This window comes from Streptomyces colwelliae, assembly GCF_048158785.1.
Classification (GTDB): domain Bacteria; phylum Actinomycetota; class Actinomycetes; order Streptomycetales; family Streptomycetaceae; genus Streptomyces.
Window position 1 is genome coordinate 19805 of sequence record NZ_JBLTJC010000076.1, and the last position, 15584, is coordinate 35388.

19 protein-coding genes are annotated in these 15584 nt (G+C 67.0%); 13 read left to right on the forward strand and 6 right to left on the reverse strand.

Annotation, left to right across the window (positions count from 1 at the left end; translation table 11 throughout):
- Positions 1-233 precede the first annotated feature (233 nt).
- The 10 genes from secY to truA all read left to right on the forward strand — a co-directional run bounded on the left by secY (position 234) and on the right by truA (position 7597).
- Entirely contained in the window at positions 234-1547 is a 1314-nt protein-coding gene (gene secY, locus ACNFOC_RS18175; protein ID WP_416960138.1) for a preprotein translocase subunit SecY, read from the forward strand.
- On the forward strand, positions 1547-2218 hold the full coding sequence (locus tag ACNFOC_RS18180; RefSeq protein WP_416960139.1) for an adenylate kinase: 672 nt from the start codon (positions 1547-1549) through the stop codon (positions 2216-2218). The genes secY and ACNFOC_RS18180 overlap by 1 nt, the downstream gene beginning before the upstream one ends.
- A gap of 131 nt (positions 2219-2349) precedes the next feature.
- Complete coding sequence (gene map / locus ACNFOC_RS18185; protein ID WP_406123170.1) at positions 2350-3186, forward strand: type I methionyl aminopeptidase; 837 nt, start codon at positions 2350-2352, stop codon at positions 3184-3186.
- Between the two features lie 226 nt (positions 3187-3412).
- Positions 3413-3634, forward strand: coding sequence for a translation initiation factor IF-1 (gene infA, locus ACNFOC_RS18190; RefSeq protein ID WP_003948620.1), 222 nt, complete (start codon positions 3413-3415; stop codon positions 3632-3634).
- Positions 3635-3693: 59 nt separating this feature from the next.
- The gene (gene rpmJ, locus ACNFOC_RS18195) at positions 3694-3807 is read left to right on the forward strand and encodes a 50S ribosomal protein L36 (RefSeq protein WP_003998809.1); all 114 of its coding nucleotides are present in this window, start codon (positions 3694-3696) and stop codon (positions 3805-3807) included.
- Positions 3808-4012: 205 nt separating this feature from the next.
- Positions 4013-4393 carry a 30S ribosomal protein S13 gene (gene rpsM, locus ACNFOC_RS18200; RefSeq protein WP_019055531.1) on the forward strand — a complete coding sequence of 127 codons (381 nt, stop codon included), beginning with the start codon at positions 4013-4015 and terminating at the stop codon, positions 4391-4393.
- 69 nt (positions 4394-4462) lie between these two features.
- A complete protein-coding gene (gene rpsK, locus ACNFOC_RS18205) occupies positions 4463-4867 on the forward strand; it encodes a 30S ribosomal protein S11 (RefSeq protein ID WP_003956432.1) in 405 nt (134 codons plus the stop codon).
- A gap of 153 nt (positions 4868-5020) precedes the next feature.
- Positions 5021-6043: a DNA-directed RNA polymerase subunit alpha gene (locus tag ACNFOC_RS18210; RefSeq protein ID WP_019055532.1), complete on the forward strand. Its 1023-nt coding sequence runs from the start codon at positions 5021-5023 to the stop codon at positions 6041-6043.
- Positions 6044-6126: 83 nt separating this feature from the next.
- The gene (rplQ, locus tag ACNFOC_RS18215; RefSeq protein WP_416960140.1) at positions 6127-6621 is read left to right on the forward strand and encodes a 50S ribosomal protein L17; all 495 of its coding nucleotides are present in this window, start codon (positions 6127-6129) and stop codon (positions 6619-6621) included.
- Between the two features lie 130 nt (positions 6622-6751).
- Positions 6752-7597, forward strand: a complete 846-nt coding sequence (gene truA / locus ACNFOC_RS18220; RefSeq protein WP_416960141.1) for a tRNA pseudouridine(38-40) synthase TruA — start codon at positions 6752-6754, stop codon at positions 7595-7597.
- Positions 7598-7640: 43 nt separating this feature from the next.
- Here the strand turns inward: truA and ACNFOC_RS18225 are convergent, their stop codons facing one another.
- Positions 7641-8015 (reverse strand): hypothetical protein, encoded by a 375-nt coding sequence (locus tag ACNFOC_RS18225; RefSeq protein WP_416960142.1) that lies wholly within the window; start codon positions 8013-8015, stop codon positions 7641-7643.
- Between the two features lie 143 nt (positions 8016-8158).
- Positions 8159-9037: a hypothetical protein gene (locus ACNFOC_RS18230; protein WP_416960143.1), complete on the reverse strand. Its 879-nt coding sequence runs from the start codon at positions 9035-9037 to the stop codon at positions 8159-8161.
- 348 nt (positions 9038-9385) lie between these two features.
- Here ACNFOC_RS18230 and rplM point away from each other — a divergent pair, with 348 nt between their 5' ends.
- From rplM to glmM, 3 genes are all read left to right on the forward strand, one after another.
- On the forward strand, positions 9386-9829 hold the full coding sequence (rplM, locus tag ACNFOC_RS18235; protein ID WP_013001400.1) for a 50S ribosomal protein L13: 444 nt from the start codon (positions 9386-9388) through the stop codon (positions 9827-9829).
- 44 nt (positions 9830-9873) lie between these two features.
- Positions 9874-10401 (forward strand): 30S ribosomal protein S9, encoded by a 528-nt coding sequence (gene rpsI / locus ACNFOC_RS18240; RefSeq protein WP_043676862.1) that lies wholly within the window; start codon positions 9874-9876, stop codon positions 10399-10401.
- 194 nt (positions 10402-10595) lie between these two features.
- Positions 10596-11954 carry a phosphoglucosamine mutase gene (gene glmM, locus ACNFOC_RS18245; RefSeq protein WP_416960144.1) on the forward strand — a complete coding sequence of 453 codons (1359 nt, stop codon included), beginning with the start codon at positions 10596-10598 and terminating at the stop codon, positions 11952-11954.
- 38 nt (positions 11955-11992) lie between these two features.
- Here glmM and ACNFOC_RS18250 read toward each other — a convergent pair whose 3' ends face one another.
- The 4 genes from ACNFOC_RS18250 to ACNFOC_RS18265 all read right to left on the reverse strand — a co-directional run bounded on the left by ACNFOC_RS18250 (position 11993) and on the right by ACNFOC_RS18265 (position 15479).
- Positions 11993-12934: a DUF389 domain-containing protein gene (locus ACNFOC_RS18250; protein WP_416960145.1), complete on the reverse strand. Its 942-nt coding sequence runs from the start codon at positions 12932-12934 to the stop codon at positions 11993-11995.
- Between the two features lie 40 nt (positions 12935-12974).
- Positions 12975-13943 carry a type I pantothenate kinase gene (coaA, locus tag ACNFOC_RS18255; protein WP_416960146.1) on the reverse strand — a complete coding sequence of 323 codons (969 nt, stop codon included), beginning with the start codon at positions 13941-13943 and terminating at the stop codon, positions 12975-12977.
- A 97-nt stretch (positions 13944-14040) separates the two neighbouring features.
- Entirely contained in the window at positions 14041-14988 is a 948-nt protein-coding gene (locus tag ACNFOC_RS18260; RefSeq protein WP_416960147.1) for a CbrC family protein, read from the reverse strand.
- Positions 14985-15479 (reverse strand): hypothetical protein, encoded by a 495-nt coding sequence (locus ACNFOC_RS18265; RefSeq protein ID WP_416960148.1) that lies wholly within the window; start codon positions 15477-15479, stop codon positions 14985-14987. Before ACNFOC_RS18265 ends, ACNFOC_RS18260 begins: the two co-directional genes overlap by 4 nt.
- Between the last annotated feature and the right edge of the window lie 105 nt (positions 15480-15584).

Consider the following 15584-nt stretch of genomic DNA (forward strand, 5'->3'; position numbering starts at 1 on the left):
CGTCAGCATCAGCGGCCGGGGTTGGCCCTCTCGCGAGGGTCGACCCCGGCCGTTTTTTCAGTAGTCGTGACTCATGGGACGTTCGATCGGTATCCCCTAGGGGCGTTGATGTAGGTAGGCTGTGCGGCTGGTACCCAGCGTCGTCTTGGCATGCCGTAATCTCGTTCCACAGGCCATCAACCACACTTAGTCGTCACCTCACGCGCGCACACGCGGGGGTCGCAGGAGGCACCGTGCTCACCGCGTTCGCCCGGGCGTTCAGGACACCCGACCTGCGCAAGAAGCTGCTCTTCACGCTCGCGATCATCGTGGTGTACCGCGTCGGTACGCACGTCCCGATCCCAGGCGTCGATTACAAGAGCGTCCAGACCTGTATCGACGTCTCGAGCGGCAACCAGGGTCTGTTCGGTCTGGTCAACATGTTCAGCGGTGGCGCGCTGCTCCAGATCACGATCTTCGCGCTCGGCATCATGCCGTACATCACGGCGAGCATCATTCTGCAGCTGCTGACCGTGGTGATCCCGCGTCTGGAAGCCCTCAAGAAGGAGGGGCAGGCCGGTACGGCGAAGATCACGCAGTACACGCGTTATCTGACCGTGGCGCTCGCCATCCTCCAGGGCACCGGTCTGGTGGCCACCGCCCGCAGCGGCGCCCTCTTCTCGGGCTGCCCGACGGCGAATCAGATCGTCCCGGACCAGTCGATCTTCACCACCATCACCATGGTCGTCTGCATGACCGCCGGCACCTGCGTCGTGATGTGGCTCGGCGAGCTCATCACCGACCGCGGCATCGGCAACGGCATGTCGATCCTCATGTTCATCTCGATCGCCGCGACCTTCCCGTCCGCGCTGTGGGCCATCAAGAAGCAGGGCACGCTGGCCGGCGGCTGGATCGAGTTCGGCACCGTCATCCTCGTCGGCCTGGTGATGGTAGGCCTCGTGGTCTTCGTCGAGCAGGCCCAGCGCCGCATCCCGGTCCAGTACGCGAAGCGCATGATCGGCCGCCGTTCCTACGGCGGTACGTCGACCTACATCCCGCTGAAGGTCAATCAGGCCGGTGTGATTCCGGTCATCTTCGCGTCGTCGCTGCTCTACATCCCGGCCCTGGTCGCTCAGTTCTCCGGTGGCACGTCCGGCTGGAAGACCTGGATCGAGACCAACCTGACCAAGGGCGACCACCCGATCTACCTGGTCAGCTACTTCCTGCTGATCGTTTTCTTCGCCTTCTTCTACGTGGCTATCTCGTTCAACCCCGAGGAAGTCGCGGACAACATGAAGAAGTATGGTGGCTTCATCCCGGGCATCCGGGCTGGCCGGCCCACCGCTGAGTACCTGAGTTACGTACTCAACCGGATCACCTGGCCGGGTTCGCTGTATCTGGGTCTGATCGCTCTCGTACCGACGATGGCGTTGGTCGGTTTCAACGCAAGCGGCAACTTCCCGTTCGGCGGGACCAGCATCCTGATCATCGTGGGTGTCGGTCTCGAGACGGTGAAGCAGATCGAGAGCCAGCTCCAGCAGCGCAATTACGAAGGGTTCCTCCGCTGATGCGAATCGTCCTCGTCGGGCCGCCGGGTGCCGGTAAGGGAACGCAGGCTGTGCGCCTCGCCAAGACGCTGCACATCCCGCACATCTCCACGGGCGACCTCTTCCGTGCCAACATCAGTCAGGCCACGGAACTCGGCAAACTGGCGAAGTCCTACATGGACGCGGGCAACCTGGTCCCGGACGAGGTCACCATCGCGATGGCCAAGGACCGCATGGAGCAGCCGGACGCCGTCAACGGCTTTCTGCTGGACGGCTTTCCGCGCAATGTGTCGCAGGCCGAGGCGCTGGACGAGCTGCTGAAGACCGAGGGCATCAAGCTGGACGCGGTCCTCGACCTGGAGGTCTCCGAGGAAGAGGTGGTCAAGCGCATCGCCGGCCGCCGCATCTGCCGGAAGGACTCCAGCCACGTCTTCCACGTGACGTACAGCCCGGCGAAGCAGGACGGCGTGTGTGACGTCTGCGGCGGCGAGCTCTACCAGCGCGACGACGACTCCGAGGACACGGTCCGCACGCGCCTGGAGGTCTACCACACGCAGACCGAGCCGATCATCGACTACTACAAGCTCCAGGGCCTGGTGGTCACGATCTCGTCGCTCGGTCCGGTGGAGGAGATCACGCAGCGGGCGCTGGACGCGCTGAAGCGCGAGAACGAGGACGAGGACGACAAGTAGTCGTCAGGCAGATCCGGCCGCGGTGCCCGCAGGGGTGCCGCGGTCGTACTGTTGTGTACAGCTATTTTTGTGTACGGCTTTTGTGTACGGCCATTCTTTTGTGTCGCGGAAGACGGAGAGCGCAGGCCCCCATGGTGCAGATCAAGACCCCCGAGCAGATCGCCAAGATGCGCGAGGCGGGGCTGGTCGTCGCCGCGATCCACGCGGCCACGCGCGAGGCCGCGGTGCCCGGCGCGAGCACGAAGGATCTGGACGAGGTCGCCCGCAAGGTCCTCGCGGACCACAACGCGAAGCCGAACTTCCTCGGCTACGGCGGCTTCCCCGCGACGATCTGCACCTCGGTGAACGAGGTCGTCGTCCACGGCATCCCCTCCGAGGAAGTGGTGCTGAAGGACGGCGACATCATCTCCATCGACTGCGGCGCGATCATCGACGGCTGGCACGGGGACGCGGCGTACACGGCGTTCGTGGGCTCGGGTCACTCCCCGGAGCTGCTTGAGCTGTCGCGGGTGACCGAGGGGTCGATGTGGGCCGGGATCGCCGCGATGAAGCTGGGGAACCGGCTCGTCGACATCTCCCGTGCCATCGAGACGTACATCCGCCGGCAGCCGAAGCCGGGTGGCGGCAAGTACGGGATCGTCGAGGACTACGGCGGTCATGGCATCGGTACCGAGATGCACATGGATCCGCACCTGTTGAACTACGTCGAGAAGCGGCGGGGCAAGGGGCCGAAGCTGGTGCCGGGGTTCTGCCTCGCCATCGAGCCCATGGTGTCCCTGGGTACCCCTAAGACCGAGGTGCTTTCCGACGACTGGACGGTCATCACGACGGACGGGACCTGGTCCTCGCACTGGGAGCACTCGGTGGCTTTGACCGAGGAGGGGCCGCTTGTGCTGACGGCTCCTGATGGTGGTAAGGCGAAGTTGGCTGAGTATGGGATCACGGCTGCGCCGGATCCGCTCGCGTAGTTCTTTGTCTGACGGCCCGGTGGGGGCTGGTCGCGCAGTTCCCCGCGCCCCTAAAAAGCCCTCCGCGTGCTTAGTGATCTCCGCTCCGGGGCATCCTTCCTCGATTCGTCTTTCCGAGTGGCCTGACGTAGACTGACTCGTCGGCTCTCGTGCAGCCGCATGTCCGCATGCACCCCGTAAGGGGACGCACTGAGTCGATCAAGGTAGTCGATTCGAAGGGCGAAGCGTGGCCAAGAAGCAAGGTGCCATCGAGATCGAAGGCACTGTCGTCGAGTCTCTCCCGAACGCCATGTTCAAGGTGGAGCTCCAGAACGGCCACCAGGTCCTGGCACACATCAGCGGCAAGATGCGTATGCACTACATCCGCATCCTCCCTGACGACCGGGTCGTGGTGGAGCTGTCTCCGTACGACCTGACGCGTGGCCGGATCGTCTACCGCTACAAGTAGATCTTGCCCAGGTTCCGCGCAAGCGGCGCCGAAGGCAACTGACCCGGAGAACCTCACCAATGAAGGTCAAGCCGAGCGTCAAGAAGATCTGCGACAAGTGCAGGGTGATCCGCCGTCACGGTCGGGTCATGGTCATTTGCGAGAACCCGCGCCACAAGCAGCGCCAGGGCTGACGCAGGACCTTCCCTCTGCATCTTTCGCAGAGTTTCGCGCGACGCGAGCAATACATGTTCATACGCAGGACCCGGGCGTAGTAGGCGCCCGACACCCCCGGCTCGGAGGCTGGGGACCCACGCCGTACCAAATCTTCCGCGGAAGAGGCCGGCGGCTGGGATCCGGTTCTGCGGAAGACCTCCGAAGATCAACTGGAGCCATTGAATGGCACGCGTTTCCGGTGTCGACATCCCGCGCGAAAAGCGCGTGGAGGTCGCCCTCACCTACGTGTTCGGCATTGGTCGGACCCTTTCCCAGCTGACGCTGGCCGAGACCGGCATCGACCCCAACACCCGCGTTCGCGACCTCTCGGAAGAGCAGCTCGTCGCGATTCGTGAGTACGTCGACGCCAACATCAAGACCGAGGGTGACCTCCGTCGCGAGATCCAGGCCGACATCCGCCGCAAGGTGGAGATCGGTTGCTACCAGGGTCTCCGTCACCGTCGTGGTCTGCCCGTTCGCGGTCAGCGCACCAGCACGAACGCTCGTACCCGCAAGGGTCCGCGTCGCGCCATCGCCGGCAAGAAGAAGCCGGGCAAGAAGTAGTCCGCAGCGGACAACGCTTCACCAGCGGTCTTCGCTGTAGGACCGACCACCTCCCCGTAGGAGTAATAGATGCCCCCCAAGGGTCGTCAGGGCGCTGCCAAGAAGGTGCGCCGCAAGGAAAAGAAGAACGTCGCTCACGGCCACGCGCACATCAAGAGCACGTTCAACAACACGATCGTCTCGATCACGGACCCCTCGGGCAACGTGATCTCCTGGGCCTCCGCCGGCCACGTCGGCTTCAAGGGCTCGCGCAAGTCCACCCCCTTCGCCGCGCAGATGGCCGCCGAGTCGGCCGCCCGTCGCGCGCAGGAGCACGGCATGCGCAAGGTCGACGTCTTCGTGAAGGGCCCGGGGTCGGGTCGCGAGACGGCCATCCGTTCGCTTCAGGCGACCGGTCTTGAGGTCGGCTCCATCCAGGACGTCACCCCCACCCCGCACAACGGCTGCCGTCCGCCGAAGCGCCGCCGCGTCTGACTTTTCGTCGGACGTACGGTTGTCTTGGGTTTCGGGCGGTATGGCACTTCGGTGGCGTGCCGCCCGTACCCTTGCAGCAGCAACACATATCGGGCTACCGCCCGGTGAGTCGGACATCAAATAGTGGGTGTCCATGACTGAAGGATTCATCACATGCTGATCGCTCAGCGCCCGTCTCTGACCGAAGAGGTCGTTGACGAATTCCGCTCCCGGTTCGTGATCGAGCCGCTGGAGCCGGGCTTCGGCTACACCCTCGGCAACTCCCTGCGTCGTACGCTCCTCTCCTCGATCCCCGGTGCCGCTGTCACCAGCATCCGGATCGACGGCGTTCTGCACGAGTTCACCACCGTGCCGGGCGTCAAGGAGGACGTCACCGACCTGATCCTCAACATCAAGCAGCTGGTCGTCTCCTCGGAGCACGACGAGCCGGTCGTGATGTACCTGCGCAAGCAGGGTCCGGGTCTGGTCACCGCCGCCGACATCGCGCCCCCGGCCGGTGTCGAGGTGCACAACCCCGACCTCGTCCTCGCCACGCTCAACGGCAAGGGCAAGCTGGAGATGGAGCTCACGGTCGAGCGTGGCCGCGGTTACGTCTCCGCCGTGCAGAACAAGCAGGTGGGCCAGGAGATCGGCCGTATCCCGGTCGACTCCATCTACAGCCCGGTGCTGAAGGTCACGTACAAGGTCGAGGCCACGCGTGTCGAGCAGCGGACCGACTTCGACAAGCTCATCGTCGACGTCGAGACGAAGCAGGCCATGCGGCCGCGCGACGCCATGGCGTCCGCCGGTAAGACCCTGGTCGAGCTGTTCGGTCTCGCCCGCGAGCTGAACATCGACGCCGAGGGCATCGACATGGGCCCGTCCCCGACGGACGCCGCCCTTGCCGCTGATCTCGCCCTGCCGATCGAGGAGCTCGAGCTCACCGTTCGGTCGTACAACTGCCTCAAGCGCGAGGGCATCCACTCCGTGGGTGAGCTCGTGGCTCGTTCCGAGGCCGACCTCCTGGACATCCGCAACTTCGGTGCGAAGTCCATCGACGAGGTCAAGGCGAAGCTGGCCGGTATGGGCCTGGCCCTGAAGGACAGCCCGCCCGGATTCGACCCGACCGCAGCCGCCGACGCCTTTGGCGCCGACGACGACGTGGACGCGGGTTTCGTGGAGACCGAGCAGTACTGATCGGTTGTTGCCGGTGAGCGTCCGCTCGCCGGGTCCTGACCCCGGTACCTGATACGGCCGGGGCAGATACCAAGGAGAAAGAAATGCCGAAGCCCACCAAGGGTGCCCGTCTGGGCGGCAGTGCCGCGCACGAGAAGCTGCTCCTCGCGAACCTCGCGAAGTCGCTCTTCGAGCACGGCCGTATCACCACCACCGAGGCGAAGGCCCGCAAGCTGCGGCCGTACGCCGAGCGTCTGATCACCAAGGGCAAGAAGGGCGACCTTCACAACCGCCGTCAGGTGCTTCAGGTGATCACGGACAAGAGCGTCGTCCACACGCTCTTCACCGAGATCGGCCCGCGCTACGAGAACCGTCCCGGTGGCTACACCCGTATCACCAAGATCGGTAACCGTCGTGGCGACAACGCGCCCATGGCTGTCATCGAGCTGGTCGAGGCCCTGACCGTCGCGCAGGCTGCGACCGGTGAGGCTGAGGCCGCGACCAAGCGTGCGGCGAAGGACACCGAGGCTGCGGCTCCGGTTGAGGTCGTTGAGGACGCGAAGCCGGTTGAGGCTGACGAGGAGTCGAAGGACGCGTAACACCGTTCTTTGGCTGCCGCGCCGTCGTGGCTGGTCGCGCAGTTCCCCGCGCCCCTAAAAGCGGGCGTGTTGGCGGGTCCGTTCCTTTCTAGGGACGGGCCCGCTTTTGTGTACCTGAAAGGATCCAGGGGTGATTGACGAAGTTCAGCCTGGTTACGTCCGCGTACGACTCGACCTCTCCTACGACGGGACCGCGTTCTCCGGGTGGGCCAAGCAGGCCGGGGGGCGGCGGACCGTGCAGGGGGAGGTCGAGGATGCTCTGCGGACGGTGACTCGGTCGGGGGCGGTGGCGTACGACCTGACCGTGGCCGGGCGGACCGATGCCGGGGTGCATGCCCGGGGGCAGGTGGCGCATGTCGATCTGCCGGGGGAGTTGTGGGCGGAGCACCGGGAGAAGCTGCTGAAGCGGCTTGCGGGGCGGTTGCCGAAGGACGTGCGGGTGTGGAGCGTGGCGGAGGCTCCTGAGGGCTTCAACGCGCGGTTCGCGGCCTTGTGGCGGCGTTATGTGTACCGGGTGGGGGACCGGGCGGGGGGTGTCGATCCGTTGCTGCGGAGTCATGTGCTGTGGCACGACTGGGAGTTGGACGTCGAGGTGATGGACGCCGCCGCCAAGTCCCTTGTGGGGGAGCATGACTTCGCCGCTTATGCGAAGAAGCGCGAGGGCGCGTCGACCGTTCGGGAGATTTTCGACTTCGGGGTGACGCGGCGCGCTGATGGTGTCGTCGAGATCGAGGTTCGGGCCGACGCCTTCTGTCATAACCAAGTGCGGTCCATGGTGGGCGCGTTGGTGTTCGTTGGCGATGGGCACCGGGGGGCTGAGTGGCCGCGGAAGGTGCTGGACGCCGGGGTGCGGGACAGTGCCGTGCATGTTGTGCGGCCGCATGGGCTGACCCTGGAGGAAGTCGCTTATCCGGCGGACGGGCTGTTGGCGGAGCGGCAGTTGCTGGCGCGGCGGGTACGGGGCACTGTGCACTGAGGAGTTGGGCCCGCGGGCCCAACTCCGGGTCCCTCTACGTCGGTTACGCCTTGTCCGTCCAGCTGGCGACGAGCTTGTACGTGTCGGGGTTGTTCAGCTTCGTGTACGAGTAGGCGTCGATCTTGAGCTTGTGGCCGTTCTTGAAGCTCATGTTGCAGGTCTTCGTCTTGCCCTTGCCCAGGACGGCGCACGTGTCCAGCGTCGGGTTCTTCGCGGACTCGTCCTCGACGAAGACCAGGATGCCGGTCCTGCCCGCCTTGGTGTCCCAGACCTTGAGGATCTCGCCCTTGGACGTGAACTGGGCCTTGCCGCCGGTGAACGCGTAGTACGTCGACGCGGACGCCGTCCCGGCGGTGGCCAGCGTCAGGGCGACGCCGGCTGCCATGATCGAAGCGGTGATGCTCTTGCGGAACTTCATGCGTGAACCCCGTGTTCGTGCAGGTTGACTGGTTGGCCATGCGCCTCACGGCGCGTGCGGCCGACCATATCGAAGCCCCGGGGTGAAGTGGATCAAGGGGGCGCCGCGCCCACCTGCACGGGGGTGCCGAACCCGTATCCCGGTTACTGCTGGGCCGCCGCCGAAGCCTGGGCCTCGCCGCGGGCGCGGATCTGGTCGAAGGCGAACTTGCCCAGGTCGTCGCCGATCGCGAAGACCTGGGTGTCCTTCGTCGTCACATCCGTGGCGTTGGTGAAGCCGGCGACCGTGAAGTAGGCGTAGCGGCCGTAGGCGTTGGTCGTCGTACGGCAGATCGAGCCGTCGCAGAAGGCCTTGACGCCCTTGCCGGACAGGGACTTGACGGCGCTCTTGTCGTCCGCCTGGGCCTTGGCCTTCGTCGCCTGTGCCTCGGTGTCGAAGAGGGCCACACCGACCGTGACCGCGATGTTGTCCTTGGTGTACGTGACCCGCATGAGGCGGGTGCAGCCGTTCGCGGTGAGGACCTTGGGGAGGGTGCCCGAGGCGACCGAGGTGCAGTTCGTGGTGTCGGCCGTCGGGCCCTTCTTGTACACCGTCGAGACGACCGTCAGCTGGGTGCCCGGGAAGAGGGTCGCGGGGCTGAGCGGTGCCGTGTCCTTCGCCTTGCTGGAGATGAACTCCTTGGGGTCCAGCGGCGGGGGCGCGCTGGTCGGCGCGAAGGACGGCGAGGTGGCGTCGGCGCTGGACACGGAGGCGCTCGCGGGCAGGTTGGTGGGCTGGCCCGACGCGCTCGTGTCGTCGTTCGCGGACATGACGGCCATGGCGACGGCCGTCCCGACGGCCACCGTCGCGAGCGCGCCGCCGCCTATCAGGAGCAGTCTCTTGCGCCTGTTGCGTGTCTCCGCCTGGTCGGCGAGCGCGGCCCAGTCGGGGGTCTCGTCGTCGACGTTGCCGCCCCACGGCTGCTGCGAATTGGGTTTCCAGGGATCCCACTGGGACTGGGGTCCCCCCTGTCCGAAGCTCATGGGTCGCATCCTAGACGGGGGGACGGGGGTGCCGGTGCGCCTCAATGAGGCCTGTGGCAACTGACGTTGGGGATGTCGCGTTAAGTGTTTTCGTCGTCGCTTTCCGTTGCTGGCGTAGACGGGTCTCAGCGCGTTTTGACCCGTCCGGGGCGGCGCGGGTACTCTTACGGTTTGTTATGCGTATCGGCTTGGTCGCTGTCAGGCGAGAAGTCCTTACGTAGGTTCCCTGGAGCAGTTTCCAGTGGGCGGCATACGGGCATCGTCCCCGGCCATTGTCGTCCCCAGCTGCACGATCGCTTCAGTGATGCCATGTGTCAGCACCCATCCACTGAAGAAGAAGGCTGCGAAGTGCGTACGTACAGCCCCAAGCCCGGCGATGTGACTCGCCAGTGGCACGTCATTGACGCGCAGGACATCGTCCTGGGCCGTCTGGCTACCACTGCCGCGAACCTCCTCCGTGGCAAGCACAAGCCGACCTATGCCCCGCACATGGACATGGGCGACTTCGTCATCATCATCAACGCCGACAAGGTTCACCTGTCCGGCAACAAGAAGACCCAGAAGCTGGCGTACCGCCACTCCGGTTACCCGGGTGGTCTGCGCTCCGTCCGCTACGACGAGCTGCTGGCGAAGAACCCCGAGAAGGCCGTCGAGAAGGCCATCAAGGGCATGATCCCCAAGAACACCCTGGGCCGTCAGATGATCAGCAAGCTGAAGGTCTACTCGGGCGACCAGCACCCGCACGCTGCCCAGCAGCCGGTGCCGTTCGAGATCACCCAGGTCGCGCAGTAGTTCCGGCCACACCCCCTAAGACAGAAAAGAATCTGAGGAGAACCGTGGCCGAGACCACCGTTGAGCAGCCGGTCGAAGAGACCGAGACCGAGCTCGTCGACATCGAGAGCTACACCACCGAGTCCGAGGTGCCCGTCGAGGGCGAGTACACCTCGGAGTCGCTCGCCGGCCGCTTCGGCGACCCGCAGCCGGCCGCCGGCCTGGGCCGCCGCAAGAACGCCATCGCGCGCGTTCGCATCGTGCCCGGCACCGGCAAGTGGAAGGTCAACGGGCGCACGCTCGAGGACTACTTCCCGAACAAGGTCCACCAGCAGGAAGTCAACGAGCCCTTCAAGGTGCTCGAGCTGGACGGCCGCTACGACGTCATCGCCCGCATCTCGGGTGGCGGCGTCTCCGGTCAGGCCGGCGCCCTGCGCCTCGGCGTGGCCCGCGCGCTGAACGAGGCCGACGTGGACAACAACCGCGCCGCCCTCAAGAAGGCCGGTTACCTCCGTCGCGACGACCGCGCGGTCGAGCGCAAGAAGGCCGGTCTCAAGAAGGCCCGCAAGGCCCCGCAGTACAGCAAGCGCTAAATCGCGCCTGCGGTCTGTACTCCGAACGCCCCGGCGGCACGCCACTCGTGCCGCCGGGGCGTTCGTTTATCACAGCCGGGGGCGTATAACGGCACAAGACGCTCAAAGGCTTGTGTGATCGGATGATCAGGCATCGTATGCCTGGCATGCAGGACTTTTGCCTTGCAGGATTTTCGCCTTCCTCAGGAGGACAAGTGGGACGACTCTTCGGCACGGACGGCGTGCGCGGTGTCGCCAACGTGGATCTGACGGCCGAGATGGCTCTCGGGCTCTCCGTCGCGGCGGCTCACGTACTGGCCGAGGCGGGCACCTTCGCAGGCCACCGGGCGACGGCCGTGGTGGGGCGGGACCCGCGCGCGTCCGGGGAGTTCCTGGAGGCCGCCGTGGTCGCTGGCCTCGCCAGCTCGGGAGTGGACGTACTGCTCGTCGGTGTGCTGCCCACCCCCGCGGTGGCGTATCTCACCGGTGTGCTGGGCGCCGACCTCGGTGTGATGCTCTCCGCCAGCCACAACGCGATGCCCGACAACGGTCTGAAGTTCCTCGCGCGCGGCGGGCACAAGCTCGACGACGAGCTGGAGGAGCGGATCGAGAAGGTCTACGACGAGCACCGCACCGGCGCCCCCTGGGACCGCCCGACCGGCTCGGGCGTCGGCCGGGTCCGGCACTACAACGAGGGGTTCGACCAGTACGTCGCCCATCTCATCGGCGTGCTCCCGAACCGGCTCGACGGGCTGAAGATCGTCCTCGACGAGGCGCACGGCGCCGCTGCCCGGGTCTCCCCGGAGGCCTTTTCGCTGGCCGGCGCCGAGGTCATCACGATCGGCGCGGACCCCAACGGGCTGAACATCAACGACGGTTGCGGCTCGACCCACCTCGGTCTGCTCAAGGCCGCCGTCGTCGAGCACGCCGCCGACTTCGGCATCGCGCACGACGGTGACGCCGACCGCTGCCTGGCCGTGGACCACACCGGTGAAGAGGTCGACGGGGATCAGATCATGGCCGTGATCGCGCTGGCGATGCGGGAGCGTTCCGCACTGCGCTCCGACACCGTCGTCGCGACCGTCATGTCGAACCTCGGCTTCAAACTGGCCATGGAGCGCGAGGGCCTGACGCTCGTCCAGACCGCGGTCGGCGACCGCTACGTCCTGGAGGAGATGAAGGAGCACGGCTACGCGCTGGGCGGCGAGCAGTCCGGCCACGTCATCATCCTGGACCACGCGACCACCGGCGACGGCACGCTGACCGGCCTGATGCTGGCGGCGCGGGTCGCCGACACGGGTCGTACGCTCAAGGACCTCGCGGCCGTGATGACGCGGCTGCCGCAGGTGCTCATCAACGTGCCGGATGTGGACCGGACGCGGGTGGGTACGTCTGCCGACCTGGCCGCCGCGGTTGCGGAGGCAGAGCGTGAACTCGGTTCTACGGGGCGGGTGTTGCTGCGTCCTTCCGGTACCGAGCCGCTGGTGCGGGTGATGGTGGAGGCCGCCGACATCGACCAGGCTCGGTCGGTGGCGGGGCGGCTGGCGGACGCCGTGAAGTCGGCGCTCGGGTAGGTGACTTGGGCGGATGCCGTCGTGAAGCCGGCGTCCGGTCAGGTGAGTTGAGTGGTGCGCTCGCGCTGCATCGCCCAGAACCACTTCTGGGCGAGCAGGGTGAGCGTGCCCGCCAGGACGATGCCGCCCAGGTTGGCGAGGAGCTGCCAAGTGGAGCCCCACGTCTGGGAGTAGTCGCGGTAGCTGAAGGCGACGGCGGCGTTCGCGGCGGCCGGGACCGTCGTCACCGAGATCGCCACGCCGATCAGGGCACCGGACTTGGCGGACGTCAGGGACAGGGTGCCCGCGATGCCGGCCAGGAAGGCCACGACGAAGGACATCCAGTCGGGCTTCCAGATGAAGGCGGTGTTGGGCCGCGGGGCCTCCACCATGGACCGCTCGAAGAGCCCGAGGGTGTCCAGCAGCCAACTGAAGCCCGCCGTAAGGACCATGGCCGCGGCGAACCCGGCGAGCAGTGCCCACAGCGACCGCCACACCAGCTGCGGAGCCTTCCGCACCAGCGCCGTGGAGATCCCGGCGAGCGGCCCGAACTCCGGTCCCACGGCCATCGCGCCCACGATCAGGATCGCGTTGTCCAGCATCACACCGCAGGCCGCGAGCATCGTGGCGACGGCCAGGAACGCGACGTAGGTGACGGTGAGGGTGGACTCCTCGTGCGTGGCGTCGGCGAGGTGCTCCCACAGCACCGCGTCCGCGCCTTCGCCGGGTGCGTCCTCCTCCGCCTTGTCGGCCCGGTCCGACAGCGACAGGTCGATGTTCTCGACGGCGATGGAACCGATCCGGTCCAGCTCCAACTCCCTTAGCGCGCCGATGAGTTCGTCACCGGCCTCGCGGGCGACATCGCACATGACGACATCGCCGACGGGGTCGCGGGCGGCGCCGGTCATGACGACGAGGTGCGTGGTACCGACCGTCGACTCGATCAGTCGGACCACGTCGTCGGTCTTGCCGGCGGGGGTGATGAGGCGCAGATGCAGCATGACGCCTTTTTAACAGGCTCCCTCGGCGGGGCTACGGCGGCTACAGCTTGCGCAGGCTGAGCCGTTGGACCTTGTGGTCGGTGCCCTTGCGGATGACGAGGGCGGCGCGGCCGCGGGTGGGGGCGATGTTCTCCACCAGGTTGGGCTTGTTGATGGTGCGCCAGAGGGTGCGGGCGTAGTCGACGGCCTCGTCCTCGGAGACCTGGGTGTACTTGCGGAAGTACGAGTCGGGGTTCTGGAACGCGGTGGCGCGCAGCTTGCGGAACCGGTTCAGATACCAGCGCTCGATGTCCTCGGCGCTCGCGTCGACGTACACACTGAAGTCGAAGTAGTCGGCGAGACCGACGCGGGTGCGGCCGTCCTTGCCGGGGAGCGCGGGCTGGAGCACGTTGAGCCCCTCGACGATGAGGATGTCGGGGCGGCGGACGGTGAGCCGCTGGTCAGGGACGATGTCGTAGATGAGGTGGGAGTAGACGGGCGCGGTGACCTCGCCTTTGCCGGCCTTGATGTCGGCGACGAAGCGGGTCAGGGCCCGGCGGTCGTACGACTCGGGGAAACCTTTCCGCGACATCAGCCCGCGCGCCTCCAGCTCCCGTGTGGGCAGCAGGAACCCGTCGGTGGTGACCAGCTCGACGCGTGGATGCTCGGGCCAGCGGGAGAGGAGCGCCTGGAGGAGCCGGGCGACGGTCGACTTCCCTACGGCGACGGAGCCGGCGACGCCTATGACGAACGGGGTGCCGGACTGGGAGCCCTGTTCGCCCAGGAAGGTGTTCAGGGCGCCTCTGAGGGCGTCCGTGGCGCCGACGTAGAGATTGAGGAGTCTGGACAGCGGGAGGTAGATGTCACGCACCTCGTCGAGGTCGATGACATCACCGAGGCCGCGCAGCTTCTCGACCTCCTCGGCGGTGAGCGGCAGCGGCGTCTTGTCGCGCAGCGCGCTCCACTCGGCTCGGGTGAGGTCGACGTAGGGAGTCGCCTCCGGCTTGTGCCGGTGGGCGCTCCGGGGCATCGGGGAGACCGGAGAGATCACAGTCCATTGTTAACGGAGTTTGAACGGGGTGGTGGGTGGGGTCGGTCACGTTCTGCCGTGAGCGGCCTCTTCAGGCTCAGGTGAAGTCCGCGTAGGCGAGGTGGGTCTCGCAGACCCGGCACCGGAAGAGGTACGCGGTCGGCCCGCCGTCCTTGTCGAGGGAGCCGAGGAAGTCCTCGACCCGGCCGGGCGGCCACGTCCACTCGGCGCACTGCCGGCGGAGGTGGTCGACGGCGTCCGGATACGCCCTGAGTTCCTTGGTCCCGGCGGGGCCGAGGAAGGCGGCGCCGTCGCCGCAGTGGGTCAGCCAGTTCGGGGACTGCCAGGCGGTGAACCCCGGTGTGCGTTCGAGGATTTCCATGACGACGCCCTGGGGCACGTCGCCCTCGACGGTGTCGGCGAAGCAGGCGTCGTAGCGTTCGGCGGCGGTTCCGAAGGCGATGCAGTACGGGCAGATACCGGTGTCCGGGGCGTCGGCGGCGTGGACGGGACCGGTGTACACCCAGCCGCGTTCCTGCCCGCAGCACGCGCAGGGCTCGTCGGAGGCGGTCACGGAACCGGTGGCCACGGGGTTCGGGTGGTACGGGAACTGGGGAAGGACGGGGCGCCGGCGTGGTTCCGGCTGCGGGGAGATGGCCAGCGAGATGGCCTGCCCGGTCAGGGCCGGCGGCGGGACCACGATCGCCTCCGCCCGGAAGCCCTCCGGGAGGTGCCTGCGGTGGGCCTCGTCCGTCATGATCGCCGGACCGTCGCCCGGGATGACCACCGCGCCGGTCCGGCGGGCGAGTTCGGCGACGAGGTCGAGGACGCGGCCGGGGGAGAAGCGATGGAACGTGAGCCCGCGTGCGTCACCGTGGACGTCCGCCGTTCCGCCGTCCCCGGCTTCGAGCTCCCGGAACTCCGGGGAACCGGCGGCCGCCGTGCCACCCAGGGTGACGGGGTCGAGCACGTCGCGTATCGCGGTCTCGTCCATCGGGGTGGGTTCCCCGCCGGCGAACCGGCACAGGTACAGGCTGTAGCTCACGTCGTCAGCTCACTCCGTCGCGTTTCCTGGGTCGGGCCGGGCCGGGTCGGGTCGGGTCGGGCGGATCGGGGCTGGAATCCCGTCACCAGGACCATGCTTCCGTGCCCGTGTCCGTCCGGTTCCTCGACCTCGAATCCGGCCGAGGCGAGGATCCCCATGAGGGCCGCCTGCATCTGGTTGAGCACCGTGTGGAAGTGGCGGACGGCCGGGGGCGGGTTCGCGTAGTCGATGCCTTGCGCGAAGAGGTCGAGCGCGGGGCCGCTCAGCTCCGCGTCCGTGTGCCAGTTCGCGTACACGCCGCCGTCGACGAAGGGCGTCACGTGTACGTCCACGCCGGGCAGGACGTTCCGGTCGCCGGTGAGGTCACGTCGGGACACGGGAAAACCGACGAGCCGCAGTTCCCGACACACCCGCTCGGCCAGCGCCTGGCGTGCGTCGACGATCTCCGGCGGGGCTTTCGGGGGCAGGTCGAATCGGGGGGTGTCGGTCATGGGGTCCCCGCCTCGTCCCGGAAGGCCCCGCTCCGCGCCCACGCGATCGCACCCGAGCGCACCTGCGACGTCGTACGAAGTGATCAACACGACAACGGTTCGGTA